The following is a 15,569-nucleotide window of genomic DNA, read 5'->3' as shown; positions in this document are numbered from 1 at the left end:
ATATCAAAGCATTTAACATTTTTTAACGCAACTATCGCACAATAATAGCGGTCTATTTGATGTATTCTAAAGTAAGTGGCAATTTATGAGAAGATTGCCCTAACTTTGTACTCGGATTAACCAACTGTATTTCATGAAAAAACTTTTTCTCTTAACCACTTTAGTACTATTCTCAGTGAAGGTATTTTCGCAGGTTACAACAACTACTGGGATTACTATCAAAGATGAATTCTATAATAATCGCCCTCTAGCCGAAATTTTAGCTGATTTAGAAACAAAAGTAGGTGCTAAATTTATTTATGATCCTACTAAAATTAAAGGCTTATATGCAAGTTACTGGTTTGATAATATGTCATTAGAAACAGGTATGAGAGGACTTTTGAAAGGTTCTGGGCTGAAGTTTTATGTAGATGATAATCAATTAGTTCATATTGTTCCTAAATCACAAAAAGTCTATGTGAAAAGTAGTTACAATAGTGGTACTTATTATGGAGGAAACTCTGCCGTACCTGCGCCAGCAATTGCAGATGCTGGAATTACTGCTCCAACATCACAAGGAACAACACCGCAGATTGCTGTTAATCGTCCAGCGATGGAAGCAATTCCACAAAATACTCGTCGCCAAGCTGCTTTAAAACCTGCTACGAAATTCGATTTTACTTTTACCGGAAAAATTCTTGATGCTCGTTCATCAGAGCCACTTCCATTCGTTAATATCATGATTAAGAGTAAAAAAACAGGTACACAAACCAATGTGGACGGTTATTTTACGCTCTTGAAAGTACCTACAGATACAACAACCTTAATTTTAAGCTACATTGGTTATGTAACTACGACGATAAAATTGGTACCTGATGCACCCATTTCCGGCATTACTATCGAAATGGAACCAGATAATACAGAATTGGATGAAGTAGTAGTAAAAGGCGAGAAAACAGAAGTATTGAAAGCTGCCGAAACAATTGGTATGTTTAAAATGACTCCTCGGAATATTGCAAAATTACCTAACGTTGGTGAAAAAGATATTTTCCGTTCTTTTCAGTTAATGCCAGGTATTAGTGCTGCCAACCAATCTTCTTCTGGTTTGTATGTTCGTGGTGGTACGCCAGACCAAAACCTTGTACTTTACGATGGTTTTACGGTTTATTATGTTGATCACCTTTATGGTTTCTTCTCGGCTTTCAACTCAAATCCAATCAAAGATGTTCAGCTTTATAAAGGTGGTTTTGATGCTAAATTTGGAGGAAGAATTTCATCTGTAGTTGAAATTACAAGTAAAGATGGTAATAAAAGAGAATTTAATTTTGGTGGAGATTTAAGCTTAATCAGTGCCAATGTTTGGGCGGAAGGTCCTGTTACTAAAGACAAAAAAGTGACATTCTCGGTAGCGGGTCGTCGTTCATGGGCTGGTCCGTTATATAATAAGATTTTTAATACTTTTAATTCAAGTACTACTAGTACACAAGGCGGAGGCTTTGGTGGAGGTTTCAGAAGGACTCAGAGTGCACAAACAGCAACTTCATATTTTTATGATTTGAATGGAAAAATTACTTTCAAACCTTCTGAAAATGAAAACGTAAGTTTGAGTATTTACAACGGAGAAGATTACCTTGATAATTCGCAAAGTTTAGGTTTGCCATTTGGTGGTGGAGGAGGTTTCAACAATACCGACCTTTCTAAATGGGGAAATACTGGTACGAGTTTGAAATGGTCGAAAAAATGGAGTGATAAATTCTATACAAATACCTTGATTAGTTATTCAAACTTCTTTAGTGGAAGAGATAATACAAGTGAAAACTCATTTGTAAGAAATAATGAAACGACTACCGTTAAGTTTGGTTCAATTGAAAGTAACGATTTAAAAGACTTTTCTGCTAAAACTGACATTGAATACAATACTTCAAAAAGTAATCAGTTAGCTTTTGGTATTCAAGCGACAAGACTTAATATTCAATATTCTAACAGCCAAAATGATACAACGGTCATTATCGCTAAAAACGATAAAGGAAGTTTGTTGACCGCTTATTTACAAGATCAAATAAAATTATTTGATAGTAAATTGGTGTTGAAGGCTGGTATCAGAGCCAATTATTTTGATGTAACAAGTAAAAATTATTTTGAACCAAGACTTTCAGGTACTTATTCAGTAAACGACCGTTTGAAGTTCAAAGGAGCTTGGGGTATTTATTATCAGTTTGCTAAACAGGTTGAAAGAGAAGATATTTCAAACGGAAGTCGTAATTTCTGGGTTTTGGCTAATAATTCTTACTTGCCAGTTACTTCTTCAACTCACTATATTTTTGGATTGAGTTATGAATTGAATGATTACCTGTTTGATGTGGAAGGATATTATAAGGATATTCAAAACGATACTCGTTATACATTACGTTTTGCACCGCAAATTGGACGTGGTTTAATTGCGAATGAAACTTTCTTCAACGGTACAGGTAAAGTAAAAGGAATTGACTTTTTGGTTCAGAAGAAATTTGGTGATTATACTGGTTGGGTTGGTTATACTTTTGCTCATTCTGATAAATATATCGCTCAATTCTCAGCCAATTCTTTCCCTTCAAACTTTGATGTAAGACACGAATTCAAATCGGTGAACATCTATAAATTAGGTCGTTGGGATTTAGCAGCTACTTGGATTTACGCTTCAGGAAAACCTTATACTTCAATTGTGGGTGGTTATACCGTAAAACTATTAGACGGAACAGAAATTGACTTTACCGATCCATCAATTACAAATGGAAATCGTTTGCCAGCTTCGCATCGTTTAGATGTTTCAGCTACTTACAATTTCTCACGTGGAAGTATCGGATTCTCTGTATTTAATGCTTACGGAAGAACAAATGTTTGGTACAAAAAATATCAAACCATTACTGATGCAACTACAGGAGATAAGTATCTTTCAATCACGGATGTAAATTATTTAGGTTTCACGCCTAACATCACATTTAGTTATAAGTTCAAGTAAGTTGAAATGTTTTTTGTTTTGGGTTATCTAGTCAAGCAAAAAATCAAATTAAAGAAGAAAAAATGAAATCATATATCAGTTATATATCATCAAAAAAGAATCTCTTTACTTTTGTATTGAGTGTTTCATTACTTGGTTTTTTAATTTCTTGTGAAGAGGATTCTAATTTTATTCAGGGAGGAGCTAAACCGATTGTAGAAGCATATTTAGTGGCGGGAAAACCAATTTCTTTGATTGTAAAAAAAGAAATTGCCTACAATGAAGATACTTCAAATACGCAAACGCCTATCAATGGATTAGACATCAAAGTTTCGGATGGTACTAATAGTTATGCGTTAACTTCGGTAGGAGAGGGCTTGTATAAATCAGATACAAATGTAAAGCTGAAGGTTGGTGTTACTTATAATTTGTCATTTGTTTACAATGGTAACCCTGTAACGGCAAGTACCATTATTCCAACAAAGCCAGTTGGTTTTACTACCGATATTACTTCGATTGCACGTACTAAATTGAATCTTTCTTCTGGTGGTGGTTTTGGTGGTGGTGTCGATGAAAATGTAAATGTTAATTTAACATGGAGTAATCCAACCAGCGATTATCATTTTGTAGTTGTTGATAACCTTGAAGTAAGCCCAGTATTAATTATTACTTTGCCAACAACGACTAATTTTAGCGATTTAACAAGACGTTTTAGAAGTCAACCAGTACAAGGAACTACTACGATATTACGTTCTCAGCAATTTCAATATTTTGGAAAACATAATATTGTGTTGTTAAAAGTAAACCCAGATTATGCAGCTTTGTATAACAGCACAGGAAGTACTTCGCAAAACATCAGTACGCCACCTAGTACAATTACTAACGGATTAGGTATCTTTACAGGTGTAAATGCAGATACTTTAGCGTTTACGGTTAAACAAAAATAAGCTCTTCATGGCTGAATTTAGGACAACGTTTACGATTCCAAAAGCTCAAAATAAGATTTCTCTTGATTCTCAACTCATTACGTTAGGCTCTTGCTTTGCAGATGTAGTTGGGAATCAATTGAAAAATAATAAGTTAAAAATTGAAGTAAACCCTTTAGGAACTTTATTTAATCCAATTTCAATTTTTAAGGTTTTATCTCCTGACTATCAATTGGCGGATGAACGCCTCTTCATCGAAAACCAAAGTACTTGGTTTCATTATGATTTTCATTCACAGTTTTTTGCTAATACAAAAGAAGAATTAGCTAAAACAATCAATGAGAGCATCAACGACTTATCAAGCAAACTTCAATCAGCCAATTTCGTTTTAATTACTTTCGGAACAGCTTTTATTTACAAACTTTTATCGACTCCAGTTTATGTGGCAAATTGCCATAAAATGCCGAATAAGCTTTTTGAAAAAGACTTATTGAGTGTAAAAGACATTTGTAAAAGCTTTGCGATGCTGCATAAGCAGTTGAAAGCCGTAAATCCTGATTTAAGAATAATTCTTACACTTTCGCCAGTAAGACATACCAAAGATGGCATTCCAGAGAATCAGATTTCTAAATCAATACTTCGTGCGGCTTGTCATTATTTAACGGCAGATTATAGCGATGTAGCATACTTTCCTGCTTATGAATTAATGATGGATGATTTGCGTGATTATCGCTTTTATAAAGCTGATTTAATTCATCCAAATGAAGTAGCCGAAAACTATATTTATGAAAAATTTGCGGATGCTTATTTCGACGATGAATTAAAATCTTTTATTGTAGATTGGAATCAAATTAAGAAAAGATTGGCTCATCGTCCTTTTAATGAACAGTCAGAAGCTCATCAACAATTTTTATCCACTCTTTTAACTGATTTGGAGAAAATTAGTGCTAGAGTTGACGTTTCTGAGGAGATAAAAGAAGTAATGAGCAAACTCCTATAAAATAAAAAACCTCGATGTAATCGAGGTTTTCAGAGCTTCATTGTTAAATGGTATTGTATAAGAGGATTGTTAATTGTTTTTTGCCAAATAACTATTGGCGGTTACTCTATAATTATCAAAAATTGCTCTGGTAATATTTTTTAAATCTCTATTCGCTAGAGATTTGTTGAATTTCAAAATTTTAGAAGCGTAACCAGTCCAAAATACTTTGTTAGAATTTTTGTCAATCATCGAAATGATTAAAGTACCATTCTTTAAGTTTTTTCGATACACCTCAAACTCATCATTTTGTGTCTGTGTGTTTCCGTACACTTTTTTTACTTGTTGTAAATTGAGGTTCTTATCATAAATAGCATAAGAAATCAACACATCTGCATTTTCTCTACTTTCAGTGTATCCTCTTATTTCCATTTGTTTCTCAATTTCCTCTTTAATCACCATTTCGTTTAACGATGATATTGGTTCTTGTGGGCGACTCACTTCCTGAACTATCGTGAAAGAACGATTTTCGGTATTTATAGCATGAAAGTCATTGTTGGCTTTCACAAATATTGTTTCCCGAGTGCATGAAGTAGCAAGAAGTCCAACAATGAATGTTGCAACCACTATGCGTTTCATTTATTTTTAAGATTGTTTTTGGATATTGGCGTTTAAGCCTTTACAAAGGTAGAATAAAATTTTATATAAAATATAACTTTATTGACTTTTTTTTTCACTTAATGTATTTTTATAACAAGTTTTAATTTTAATAATTCTATCTTTTATTAGAAAGTTTATCGTAAGTATTTCATTTTGAATTGCTTATAAAAAAATAAATCCCTTCCCCAAAGGAGAAAGGATTTACGGAAATATCCAAAAACAATCTCAAAAAATTAAATATTTTTATTTCTTTAAAACTACAACTGAGTTTACCAGATAACTATTTTTTTCTGTAATCAAATTATAAACTTTGTTTACTTTTCTAGCGCCAGCTTTTGTAAGAAATACATTGAACTTTTTAAATTTATTTGTTTCGCTATCGTAAACAAACACATTTTGTCCAACTTTTAAATCTCCCATCGTTGTTTTACCATTTTCAGTATAAATCGGGTGATTAGCAGTTGCTTCAAGCTCTTTTAATTTGTATTTGACAGATACAGAAGCCGTAATCATTTCACTTGGATCTACTAAAAATACTTTTACAATATCGAATTCACTATTTTCATGAATATCAATTTTCTCTACAATTGTTGACTCAGCAGTTTTCTTGATAACATTATAAGAAACTACATACTCGCCGACTTTTACATCACTAATGTTTTTTGTTTCACCATTAGCCATTGTGATTTTAGCTTCGGCTGGAAAACAATATTCATACTTGTCTTCTTCTTTGCCTTTATCGCCAGCGACACCAGAGAATTCTTTTGCCAAAACGAAAGCTACACAAGATGAAAACCCAGAGACAGCTTTTTCGCCATCTTTCAAATCATCAATATATTTACCCCAAGTTTCTTTTTCAGCTAATGGATTTGGAACGACTAAACTGATTCTTTTTCCATCTTTTGGTGTGGTAAAAATCATTAAGTTAGCAATTTCTTTCATTCCAGCCGATTCAAGTACTTTATACAAGTAAATTCTTCGCTCTAAACCGTCTGAAAACTTAAAAACATAAGGAGAAGTACTGTTATCTAATACAAAGTTTCCATCTTTCACATAAGTATCTTTATCTAAGTTTTTGATAGCGATTTTCTTTACAGCTTCAAATTCACTTAGTTTGATACCCATTTTTTCACCTTCTTGGGCGAAAACACTAGTTGATAAAAAAAGTAAGGTAATAAAGTATATAAATTTCTTCATGCTAAAATCTTGTTTTACGAGTCGAAAGCTAAGCCGCATTTACTCGTTTGTGAATTTGTGTAACTACTGAATTGGCAGATTCCAATGCTCCAGCCATCCAAGCTGTTAAATGAGAAGTATGTTCTCCAGCTAAATAAATTTCATCATCAGGTTTAATCAAAGCATGATAGAAGCGTTTTCTTGCTGATTCGCTGTATTCTGCCCAACCGCCTTTTGAATAATTAATTTTTTGCCAAGCTAATGAAAAAGAACTTTCAAATTCAGTTTTATACTGTGGATGAATTTTTCCACCTTGTTCTAAGGCTACTTTTTCTCGTTCTGCTAAACTAAGATTTCCCAACCTTAAAGCTCTATCGTGAAAATTGTAATAGCCTTTCAACACGCCTTTTTTACCCATAAAATTGTAAGAAGGATAAAAAATTTGTGTAATGTCCATATTGGTTTTAGAAATTCCACCAAATATGTTGTCATCTTCTTCCCAGAACCTTCTTTTAAATTGCAAACCAATCTTTCCAGTATTCATATAAGGCACAAAATCTGCTGCTCTACGAATATCTGAGGATAAATCAGAAGTAATACCTTTTAAAACTGGTAATGGAATTGTGCAAATACAATAATCACCTAGAATTTCTTTAACTGTACCTGTTTTGTCTTTATAAACAATTTTTACGCCCGGCGAAGTTTTTCTGATTTCTTGTACTTCTGCTTGAAATTGAATTTTACCTTCTAATCTCTGTGCAAAAGCATAAGGAAGTGCGTCCATTCCACCAACAGGTTGTAACATTACAGGTTGTTGATTAAAAGTATATTCACCAACATTTGAAAAAGCTGGATGAAAAAGCCCAGATTCAACAATATCATGTAATAAATGTGGTGAAGCTAATTCTGGAGATTGCTCTCCGTATCCACCTTGACGTTTATAACCATGACGTTCAGAACCTTTGTACTTTTTCATGATGTCCAAATCGCCCTCTTCTTTTAAGTAAGCACTTAATTTTTCAAGGTCTTCTTTGGTAACTTCTTCGTCTAATGCTTTTTTGTCAATCGCTTTTGTTAAAAGCTCATTTGTGTATCCACGCACATCTGCATGAATCTCTCTAATTTTAACAGGTTTGTTCGATAATTTACCAGTTCCTTCTGAATAATAGTAAGCTCCTTCGTTTACATTCATGAATATCTCTAAAGGGATATTGAATTCACGGCAATAGTGTAAAGAAAGCTTGTGATTGTGTGGGATTCTGGCTGCTCCACCGTTATAATAAAGACCTTTATCGAACTTACAAGTTTGTGTAATACCACCAATTTCAGTTTCTGTAGTTCCGCCTCTAACTGTCCAAACTCTACCGCCTGGGCGACTTCTTGCTTCTAAAATGGTTACTTCATATCCTAATTTTATTAATTCATAAGCACTTGACATTCCAGCTAAACCTGCTCCTAAAATGATAATCTTTTTATTGGCTTTGTTTCGTTGTAAGTTAAGTGGCTCGGCTTTAGCTTCAGGTATTAAACCGAAACCTAGCATGGTCAGGTAACTGGCAGAACCAGTTTTTTCGATAAAATCTCTTCTTGTCATCTGTCGCAAATTAGTAATTCCTTGTGAAATATAAAGGATGAAACGTTTTCACAAGGAATTACAGAACTAAGAAATAACCTTTGTAAAGGCTTCGGCGAATGCCTTCATTTCGTCCATTGTTCCGATTGAAACTCGGCACCAATGTTGACGATCAAATTCCCATTTTCTAAGCATGACGCCTTCAGCAGCCATTTTGGCTAACATATCAGAACCTTTCATTTTTAGAGGGAAAATAACGAAGTTGGCAGATGATGGAATGTATGTATATCCAGCTTTGGTTAAGAATGAATACAAGTATTGTTTTGATTCCTCAGTGTTTTTCAATGTCAATTGTTGGAATTCAACATCTTTAAATGCAGCGATAGCAGCAGCAAAAGATGGAACAGACATATCAAAACCACCTGAACAATATGGTTGAATCATTTTTAAAATCTCTGGCTTAGCAATTGCATATCCACAACGTAAACCTGCAAAAGCATATAATTTAGACATTGTACGAAGAACCAAAACATTTTTCCCAGCTTTAACGGCTGGAATCATAGAAGCAGTTTTAGGGTCTTTTGCATAGTCGATATAAGCTTCATCAGAAAGAACAGTGATTTTGTCTGAAACTTTATCAATAAAAGCACTGAATGATTCTGAAGGTAATACTGCACCAATTGGGTTGTTTGGATTGGTAACATATACCAAACTTTGCGAACCGTTGATTTTTCCAGCAATGGCGTCTAAATCATATTGGTAATCTTTTGTTAAGGCAACTTTTTCCATTGGTACTCTTTCTTCATTACCAGAAATGTAACAAGGGTCACCAACGATGATTTTGCCTTTTTGTCCGTAAGCTACTAAAGAAGCTGTTAATAACTCAGAAGAACCAGCACCTAATAAAATATAGTTTTCAGGTACTCCTTCTTTTTCAGCGATAGCTTTTACCAATTCGCCACGAAGTTTGAAGGCATAACGGTTAGCATCGCCAATTGCACCAATTAAAGCTTGCTTTGTTTTTTCTGATGGTCCCCAAGGATTTTCGTTAGCACTTAATCTAACAAGAGTTTTGGCTGCAACAGGGATATTTGAGTATTCTTTTTCAAGTAGAAATTCTGGAAGAAGGCTATATTGTAATTCTTGTCTAAGGACAGGATTTGCAGCAGCTTTTTGAATGAAAGCAGACGCTGTAGTTAAACCAGCGGTTGCAAAAAGACTTTTTTTGAGCCAATTACGGCGATTCAGATTTGATGACATTTCACACAACGTTTAAGAGTGAATGAATTAAATTTATGATGAAGATAATAAAGCTTTTATATATTTCAATGAAAGTCTGCTAAGTAAATTCTCTGAACTCCTACGGGGTTTGAACCCCGTAGAATTCGGAAATTGATTTTATAGATTGATGAAGTATGATTGTTGTACTATTTTTATTTAAAGGTAATTTAAAGTTTTTAAAATCAAAATTGATTTTGATAATTTTTTCGTTTAAAAATGCATTGATAAATGATAATATATTTAAAAATGCACGTTTTTTCTGTTGTAAAATTATCTATTATTTAAATTACTTTGCAAAAGTACATAAAATAAGTTTTTTTTTAAATAGAGGAAAACACTCATTTATGTAAAAAATGTTGTACAAAAATAATATTCAGGAATCGAATCTATAGACTTTATTGATTGAATCTAAGCTATTTTACGGAAACCCTAGACAGACGAGTAAAGGCTTGACTTTTATATGTACCACTCCAATTAAGAGGAATGCTATTTCCTGAAGCTGGGCTTGTAAGTCCTAAAGATTGCCACGTTTTTTCTACACTGATTTTACCTTTTGCATCAGTTGTTAGCTCTGCTACAACTGCACCACTATTACGCAAGGTAATCGTGATTTTTGTATTTGCTACTGGGAGAGAATCAATCCCTTTAGTGTAATCTAAAAGGTTGGTTTTGTCTAGTTCAAGTATTCTAGCCGATAAAACCACATTGCCTGTTTTGGTATAACTAATGGTTGGTTCAGTTGCAAAATCACCAGGAGCTGTGCCATCAATGGCTACTAAAACTGGAGAAACTACTCTCGGAACGAATGGGTCATCAACATTTTTACAAGAAGCCATCGTTAATAATGCGAAAAGAGCAATAAGAATAATTGGGGGTAATTTATCTATGTGTTTCATGATTGTTCTAATTTAATGTTAAGTACTTCTGCCTTTGGTTTATTTTTCTGCCCACCAAAGTTTGGTTTTCATGTCGTTCGGACCACCATTTAGTTTTTCTCCTTCAGCCACATTTTTAGCATTCAATGAATATTCTGAGCCCGGATAAGGTAATCGTGTCGGAATAATTGCTCCATTTTCGAAAACTGCTCTTGGGTCGGCTGCTGGCATCACAGGATAACCTGTTCTACGATACTCTGTCCAAGCCTCAATGCCTTGTCCAAATAAAGCAATCCATTTTTGGTCAAGAATTTTTTCACGAGTAACTGTTCCTAATTGTGCAATTAAATCGCTTGCTCCAGTAGCTGCATATTGAGCAAATGAAGCCGTGATACCTTTTTCGAAATAAGCTTGCGCATCACCAGTGATGTCTCCATCAATACTTGCTTCAGCTAAAATAAATTGGAGTTCTGCATAAGTCATCACTACTTCTGGTGCCGCTGCGGCAGTAAAGAAACTACCAATTGTTGAACTGCTTTCTAAGTAAGTTGTAGCGATAGCATCTGGTAAACCGTTGGCATGACCTTCATATTTACCTACTTTGTTTGGATTTCCAAAAATTTTGATTCTGGCATCGCTTACTCCGTTCATTTTATCAACCAATGTTTTACTTAAATTCCAGTCGGTTCTACCGTCTTGAATCAATACTTGATTCCACTCGTTATTACTTGGTAAAATCGTAGTACATTTTAGCGAAGCATTATCATCATTACTGGTGAAGATTGGGTACTTTACTGGGTCAGCTAGAATTTCACGCATAATTGCTCTTGACTCAGCTGGTTTTTTAGCAGCTTGACGGTTAGCAAGACGCAAACGCAAAGAGTTGGCAAATTTTTTCCATTTTAAAATATTGCCGCTGTAAAGAATGTCTCCAGAAACCGCAGGACCAGCAACGCTCAACTTTTCATTGGCTACTTTCAAGTCTTCAAGCATTCCTGCATATACTTTCTCCATTGAATCATAAGCAGGCGTATAGATTGGGGCTTCTGCTGTTCCTTTTAAGGCTTCAGAATATGGAATTGCTCCCCACATATCTGTTAATAAAGAGAAGTTCCAAGTACGCATTACTAAGGCAATGCCTTCGTAGTTTGCGTTAGGAGTAGTTCCTTTTTCTCCAGAAATAGCGATGATTCTATTGAAGTTCGATTGTGCATCGTTGAAAAAACCTTTCCAGTTATTTAGTGGCAGTGCTTGTGAGATACCGTAGTTATCCCCTTCGTTTGAGTAAATATTTCTGGTTAAATGTTGAATCCAAAGTGCTGCACCGTCAAGATTGATTCTTTCAAAACGGGTACGATGTCCCCAGTAGCGGTCGATGGAACTTTCAATACCAGTTGGTAAAAGGAATTGTGGCGTAATCGACGACGGATTGTTCGGGTCAACATTCATTTTATCGAAAGTACTAGTACAAGACCCTGCCGCTAAAATAATGCTGGTAGCCAGAAGGTATATTTTGCTATATTTTCTCATGTTATAAAAATCTTTTTAAATGAATGTGAGTTTTCGTTTTGCTTTACTAGTCCTCACAATGATTGAGTTAATCTACTTTGTTGTTTAGAAGCTGAATGATAAGTTGGCTCCAATACTTCTAGTTGAAGGTAACTCTCCGTAACCAAAGCCTTGTCTGTTACCACCATTTGCATCAATTTCTGGGTCTTGGTGAGGATGATTTTTGAATATCATCAAGACGTTACGCCCTACTGCTGAAATTTTTGCTGATTGGAAACCTAATTTTTTCACTAAAGCTGTTGGTAACTTATAACCGAATGATACTTCACGCAATTTTACAAAGCTACCATCAAAAATGGCTGCTTCATGATAACGGCGTGGGTTGTTATAGCCATAGTATTGGTTGGCACTTACAATAACATCGTTTGGAGCATATACTTTTGTTCCATCAGAGTTTGTAGATACCACCTTCACTCCTGAACCAATTACACCTTCCTCACGACCAACAGCTGTTTCTGCATATTGTCCTGTCCAACGAGCATTGGCTGTTCCTTCGTCAAAAATAGAACCACCCATACGTACATCAATCAAAGTAGATAAAGAGAAGTTTTTGTAAGAAAATGAGTTCGTGAAACCACCAATCCAATCTGGTTGAATATTACCTAAGATTTTTTGGGTGGTTGAAAGTTGAGGTAAACCATTCACCATGATTAATTGTCCGTCTGGAGCTCTTTCAAATCCATAACCATAAAGTGTTCCGTAAGGCTGACCAACTCTTGCTTCCGAAGTTAAACCTCTACGTTCGTTCAACACATAAGTAGTTAAGCCTTCAGCCAATTCAACCACTTTGTTTCTGTTACGAGAGAAGTTGAAGCTAACATCCCAAGAAAAACCGTTTGAAAGCTTTAATGGAGTACCTGAAAGCGTTACTTCAATACCTGAGTTAGAGATTTGACCAGCATTTAGAATACGAGTATTATAACCTGTAGCTTTTGAAATCTCAACACCTAAGATTTGGTTTTTGGTTTTTTGCTCATAGTATGTAAGGTCTAAATTTACCTTTCCTTTAAATAAGCGAAGATCTAAACCTGCTTCTAAACCCGTTGTAATTTCTGGTTTAAGCGTTGAGTTTGAAATCGTAGTATTTTCTGCAAATTCTGGAGTTGCCCCATTCCATGAAGTACCAGCACGATAAGTTTGTGCCAATTGATATGGGTCGGCATCGTTACCTACTTGTGCCAAACTGAAACGTGCTTTTCCGAATGATAAAACATCTCCTTTGATACCATCAATTAAATCAGTGAAAACTGCACTCAAAGATGCTGATGGATAAAAGTATGATCTGTTGCCAGCAGGTAAAGTAGATGACCAGTCGTTACGAGCAGTTAAATCTAAGAAAATGGCATTTTTGAAACCTAAGTTTACAGAACCAAAAGCACTTTGTACTTCACTCTTCGTAATGGTTGAAGCAATTGTGTTTTGGCTTGGTACTGCATTCCCTGCATTGTATAATCCGTCGATTACTAATTCACCAACGTAGATATAATTTCTTTTGTAATAATTGCTTCTTACAATTCCACCAGCTTGTGCAGTAATTGAAATGTCTTTATTAACGTTTCCGTTATACGTTAATATCGCATCGGTGTTTGTTTCTTGGCGACGAAGTACTTCTTCTGAGAAACGACCCGGAGTACGGTTTCCATTTCTTACTCTTTCAAAGTTGACAATATTGATACGAGTATCCGACCAAACGTCTGTTCCTGTTCTCAACATTACACTTAATGAAGGCAAGATTTTATAGTTCAAAGCAATGTTTCCAACTAAGCGATCTTTATCATTTGACGAAGGTAATTTTTGTTGAATATAGTAAGGATTCGTAAAGAAAGTATGTTGCCAGTTTGGTGGGTCGTTGTCTGGTAATCTGCCCGCAACTGCTCTTTGAATATGTGTTGAAGTATATGATTCCCAGTCACGTAATTGCGCCCACGATACACTACGATGAGACCAGATAAATTCTTGTCCAGAAGCATAACTGCGGTTATCTGCCCAAGATTTTACGTACTCCGCTGATAAAGTAATGTTGAATTTGTTTGTAAAGTTGTACCCAGAGTTAAATTTGAAGTTATTACGGTGAAAATCATTGTAATACATAATTCCTTTTTGGTCGAGATGCCCAACTGATAAACGGAAATTTCCTTTATCGTTTGCGCCAGAAATAGCTACGTTGTTAGTAAAGGCTGTTCCTGTTTGCCAGAATTCTTGGTAGTTATTTGGCTGTGGCGTAAGTGGCGCAACATCAGTACCAGTCCACCATTGACGAACCAATCTTCCATCCATTGGCGCTCCCCAACTTTCGTCAGTTCCATCCGTACCACTCAAAGGCGCATTTGGCCCATAAGCCGCTCTGTATTGTGCAATTTGATTGGCATCTGTAATAGAACCACTCCAACCATCACTGTACCAAGTACGGTATCCGTTACCACCACCATAAGTATTTTGGAAGTTAGGAGAAATGAATGGTCTATCAGCAACAAAGTTTGAATTTACTTCTACACCAATGCCTTTAGTTCCTGCACCGTTTTTGGTAGTAATCAAAATAACACCATTGGCCGCTCTTGAACCATACAAGGCCGCAGCGTTTGGCCCTTTTAAAACAGCAATATCTTTGATGTTATCTGGGTTTACTTCCGATAAACCCGAACCGAATTGCTTATCAAATGATTGTTGAATAGGTACACCATCAATTACCACTAAAGGCTGGTTATTACCCGAAACTGAAGATGAACCACGGATTTGAATGGTAGCAGCTGCACCCGGTCCAGAACTAGTATTTACTCTGAAACCAGCAATTTTACCAGAAAGCCCATTCGCTAAGTTGGTTGATCTTGCTTCTACAACACTCTCACCCTTAAGTTGTTGCTGAGAGAAACCCAATGCTTTTTTATCTCTTTGTACGCCTAATGCTGTAACAACTACTTCACTGAGTTGCATGACATCAGGTTTCATTTTTACTGAGATTGAGCTTTGCGAACCCACTGGAACTTCATAAGGAGTCATCCCAACGAAAGTAAATACTAGTATATCTTTGGGCTGACATGCAATGCTAAACTTCCCTTCACTACTTGTATTTGTACCACTTGTAGTTCCTTTGATTAATATAGTTACACCGGGCATTGCTGTACCATCTTCAGCGGAAGTGACTGTTCCCGTAACAGTTTGTTTTTGAGAGAAAGCTGTTGATGAAACCAACAGTATTCCCCACAAGAATAGTAAAATTTTGTTCATAAATGTTTGTTGTTATATGGTTGGTAATTCTATTTAATTCAATTGCTTTTGATAAAGGAAATAGTTTATCAGGCCAGTGATTTTGGGTCAAAGGCTAAAATGATTTCTCAGGAATAAAATTTTAAATCTGTATCAAAACAATAGGAACTATCACTACACTTTTTGATTAAAAGTGGAAATGTGATTTAATGAAATATGGTATAAATTGAAGTGTTGTTTTTGGAAGTAATCAAATAAAGGAATTAGTAATGCTTTGTCCGACTTTCGGAAGTCAAGTAATTGTTGTTTTAGTTTGCTGTGTTTTTTGATATAAGAAATTATACTTAATGCAAAATTTAAAGAGTTTTTA

10 protein-coding genes are annotated in these 15,569 nt (G+C 35.1%); 3 read left to right on the top strand and 7 right to left on the bottom strand.

All coding sequences use genetic code 11. From position 1 onward, the window contains the following. Positions 1–133 precede the first annotated feature (133 nt). From VB798_RS04730 to VB798_RS04720, 3 genes are all read left to right on the top strand, one after another. Positions 134–2,977 (top strand): TonB-dependent receptor, encoded by a 2,844-nt coding sequence (locus VB798_RS04730; protein ID WP_323256489.1) that lies wholly within the window; start codon positions 134–136, stop codon positions 2,975–2,977. 62 nt (positions 2,978–3,039) lie between these two features. Next, positions 3,040–3,903 (top strand): DUF4249 family protein, encoded by an 864-nt coding sequence (locus VB798_RS04725; RefSeq protein ID WP_323256487.1) that lies wholly within the window; start codon positions 3,040–3,042, stop codon positions 3,901–3,903. 7 nt (positions 3,904–3,910) lie between these two features. Then, on the top strand, positions 3,911–4,882 hold the full coding sequence (locus VB798_RS04720) for a GSCFA domain-containing protein (protein ID WP_323256485.1): 972 nt from the start codon (positions 3,911–3,913) through the stop codon (positions 4,880–4,882). A 69-nt stretch (positions 4,883–4,951) separates the two neighbouring features. Here the strand turns inward: VB798_RS04720 and VB798_RS04715 are convergent, their stop codons facing one another. The 7 genes from VB798_RS04715 to VB798_RS04685 form a co-directional block, all read right to left on the bottom strand. Continuing rightward, complete coding sequence (locus tag VB798_RS04715) at positions 4,952–5,500, bottom strand: DUF4136 domain-containing protein (RefSeq protein WP_323256484.1); 549 nt, start codon at positions 5,498–5,500, stop codon at positions 4,952–4,954. 264 nt (positions 5,501–5,764) lie between these two features. Continuing rightward, complete coding sequence (locus tag VB798_RS04710) at positions 5,765–6,718, bottom strand: Hint domain-containing protein (RefSeq protein WP_323256482.1); 954 nt, start codon at positions 6,716–6,718, stop codon at positions 5,765–5,767. Between the two features lie 28 nt (positions 6,719–6,746). Continuing rightward, on the bottom strand, positions 6,747–8,291 hold the full coding sequence (locus tag VB798_RS04705; RefSeq protein WP_323256480.1) for a flavin monoamine oxidase family protein: 1,545 nt from the start codon (positions 8,289–8,291) through the stop codon (positions 6,747–6,749). Positions 8,292–8,357: 66 nt separating this feature from the next. Continuing rightward, positions 8,358–9,530 (bottom strand): pyridoxal phosphate-dependent aminotransferase, encoded by a 1,173-nt coding sequence (locus VB798_RS04700; RefSeq protein ID WP_323256478.1) that lies wholly within the window; start codon positions 9,528–9,530, stop codon positions 8,358–8,360. Positions 9,531–9,964: 434 nt separating this feature from the next. Then, positions 9,965–10,447, bottom strand: a complete 483-nt coding sequence (locus VB798_RS04695) for a hypothetical protein (RefSeq protein WP_323256476.1) — start codon at positions 10,445–10,447, stop codon at positions 9,965–9,967. A gap of 39 nt (positions 10,448–10,486) precedes the next feature. Then, entirely contained in the window at positions 10,487–11,956 is a 1,470-nt protein-coding gene (locus tag VB798_RS04690) for a SusD/RagB family nutrient-binding outer membrane lipoprotein (protein ID WP_323256473.1), read from the bottom strand. A gap of 84 nt (positions 11,957–12,040) precedes the next feature. Next, positions 12,041–15,220 (bottom strand): SusC/RagA family TonB-linked outer membrane protein, encoded by a 3,180-nt coding sequence (locus VB798_RS04685; protein ID WP_323256471.1) that lies wholly within the window; start codon positions 15,218–15,220, stop codon positions 12,041–12,043. Positions 15,221–15,569: the final 349 nt, after the last annotated feature.

The organism is Arcicella lustrica (genome assembly GCF_034930985.1).
Classification (GTDB): Bacteria; Bacteroidota; Bacteroidia; order Cytophagales; family Spirosomataceae; genus Arcicella; species Arcicella lustrica.
Note: the sequence above shows the minus strand (reverse complement) of the source record. Positions and strands in the feature narration are given on the sequence as shown.

Coding starts and splice junctions, on each gene's coding strand:
- VB798_RS04730 (WP_323256489.1), top strand. CDS start 134: ATGAAAAAACTTTTTCTCTTAACCACTTTAGTACTATTCTCAGTGAAG.
- VB798_RS04725 (WP_323256487.1), top strand. CDS start 3,040: ATGAAATCATATATCAGTTATATATCATCAAAAAAGAATCTCTTTACT.
- VB798_RS04720 (WP_323256485.1), top strand. CDS start 3,911: ATGGCTGAATTTAGGACAACGTTTACGATTCCAAAAGCTCAAAATAAG.
- VB798_RS04715 (WP_323256484.1), bottom strand. CDS start 5,500: ATGAAACGCATAGTGGTTGCAACATTCATTGTTGGACTTCTTGCTACT.
- VB798_RS04710 (WP_323256482.1), bottom strand. CDS start 6,718: ATGAAGAAATTTATATACTTTATTACCTTACTTTTTTTATCAACTAGT.
- VB798_RS04705 (WP_323256480.1), bottom strand. CDS start 8,291: ATGACAAGAAGAGATTTTATCGAAAAAACTGGTTCTGCCAGTTACCTG.
- VB798_RS04700 (WP_323256478.1), bottom strand. CDS start 9,530: ATGTCATCAAATCTGAATCGCCGTAATTGGCTCAAAAAAAGTCTTTTT.
- VB798_RS04695 (WP_323256476.1), bottom strand. CDS start 10,447: ATGAAACACATAGATAAATTACCCCCAATTATTCTTATTGCTCTTTTC.
- VB798_RS04690 (WP_323256473.1), bottom strand. CDS start 11,956: ATGAGAAAATATAGCAAAATATACCTTCTGGCTACCAGCATTATTTTA.
- VB798_RS04685 (WP_323256471.1), bottom strand. CDS start 15,220: ATGAACAAAATTTTACTATTCTTGTGGGGAATACTGTTGGTTTCATCA.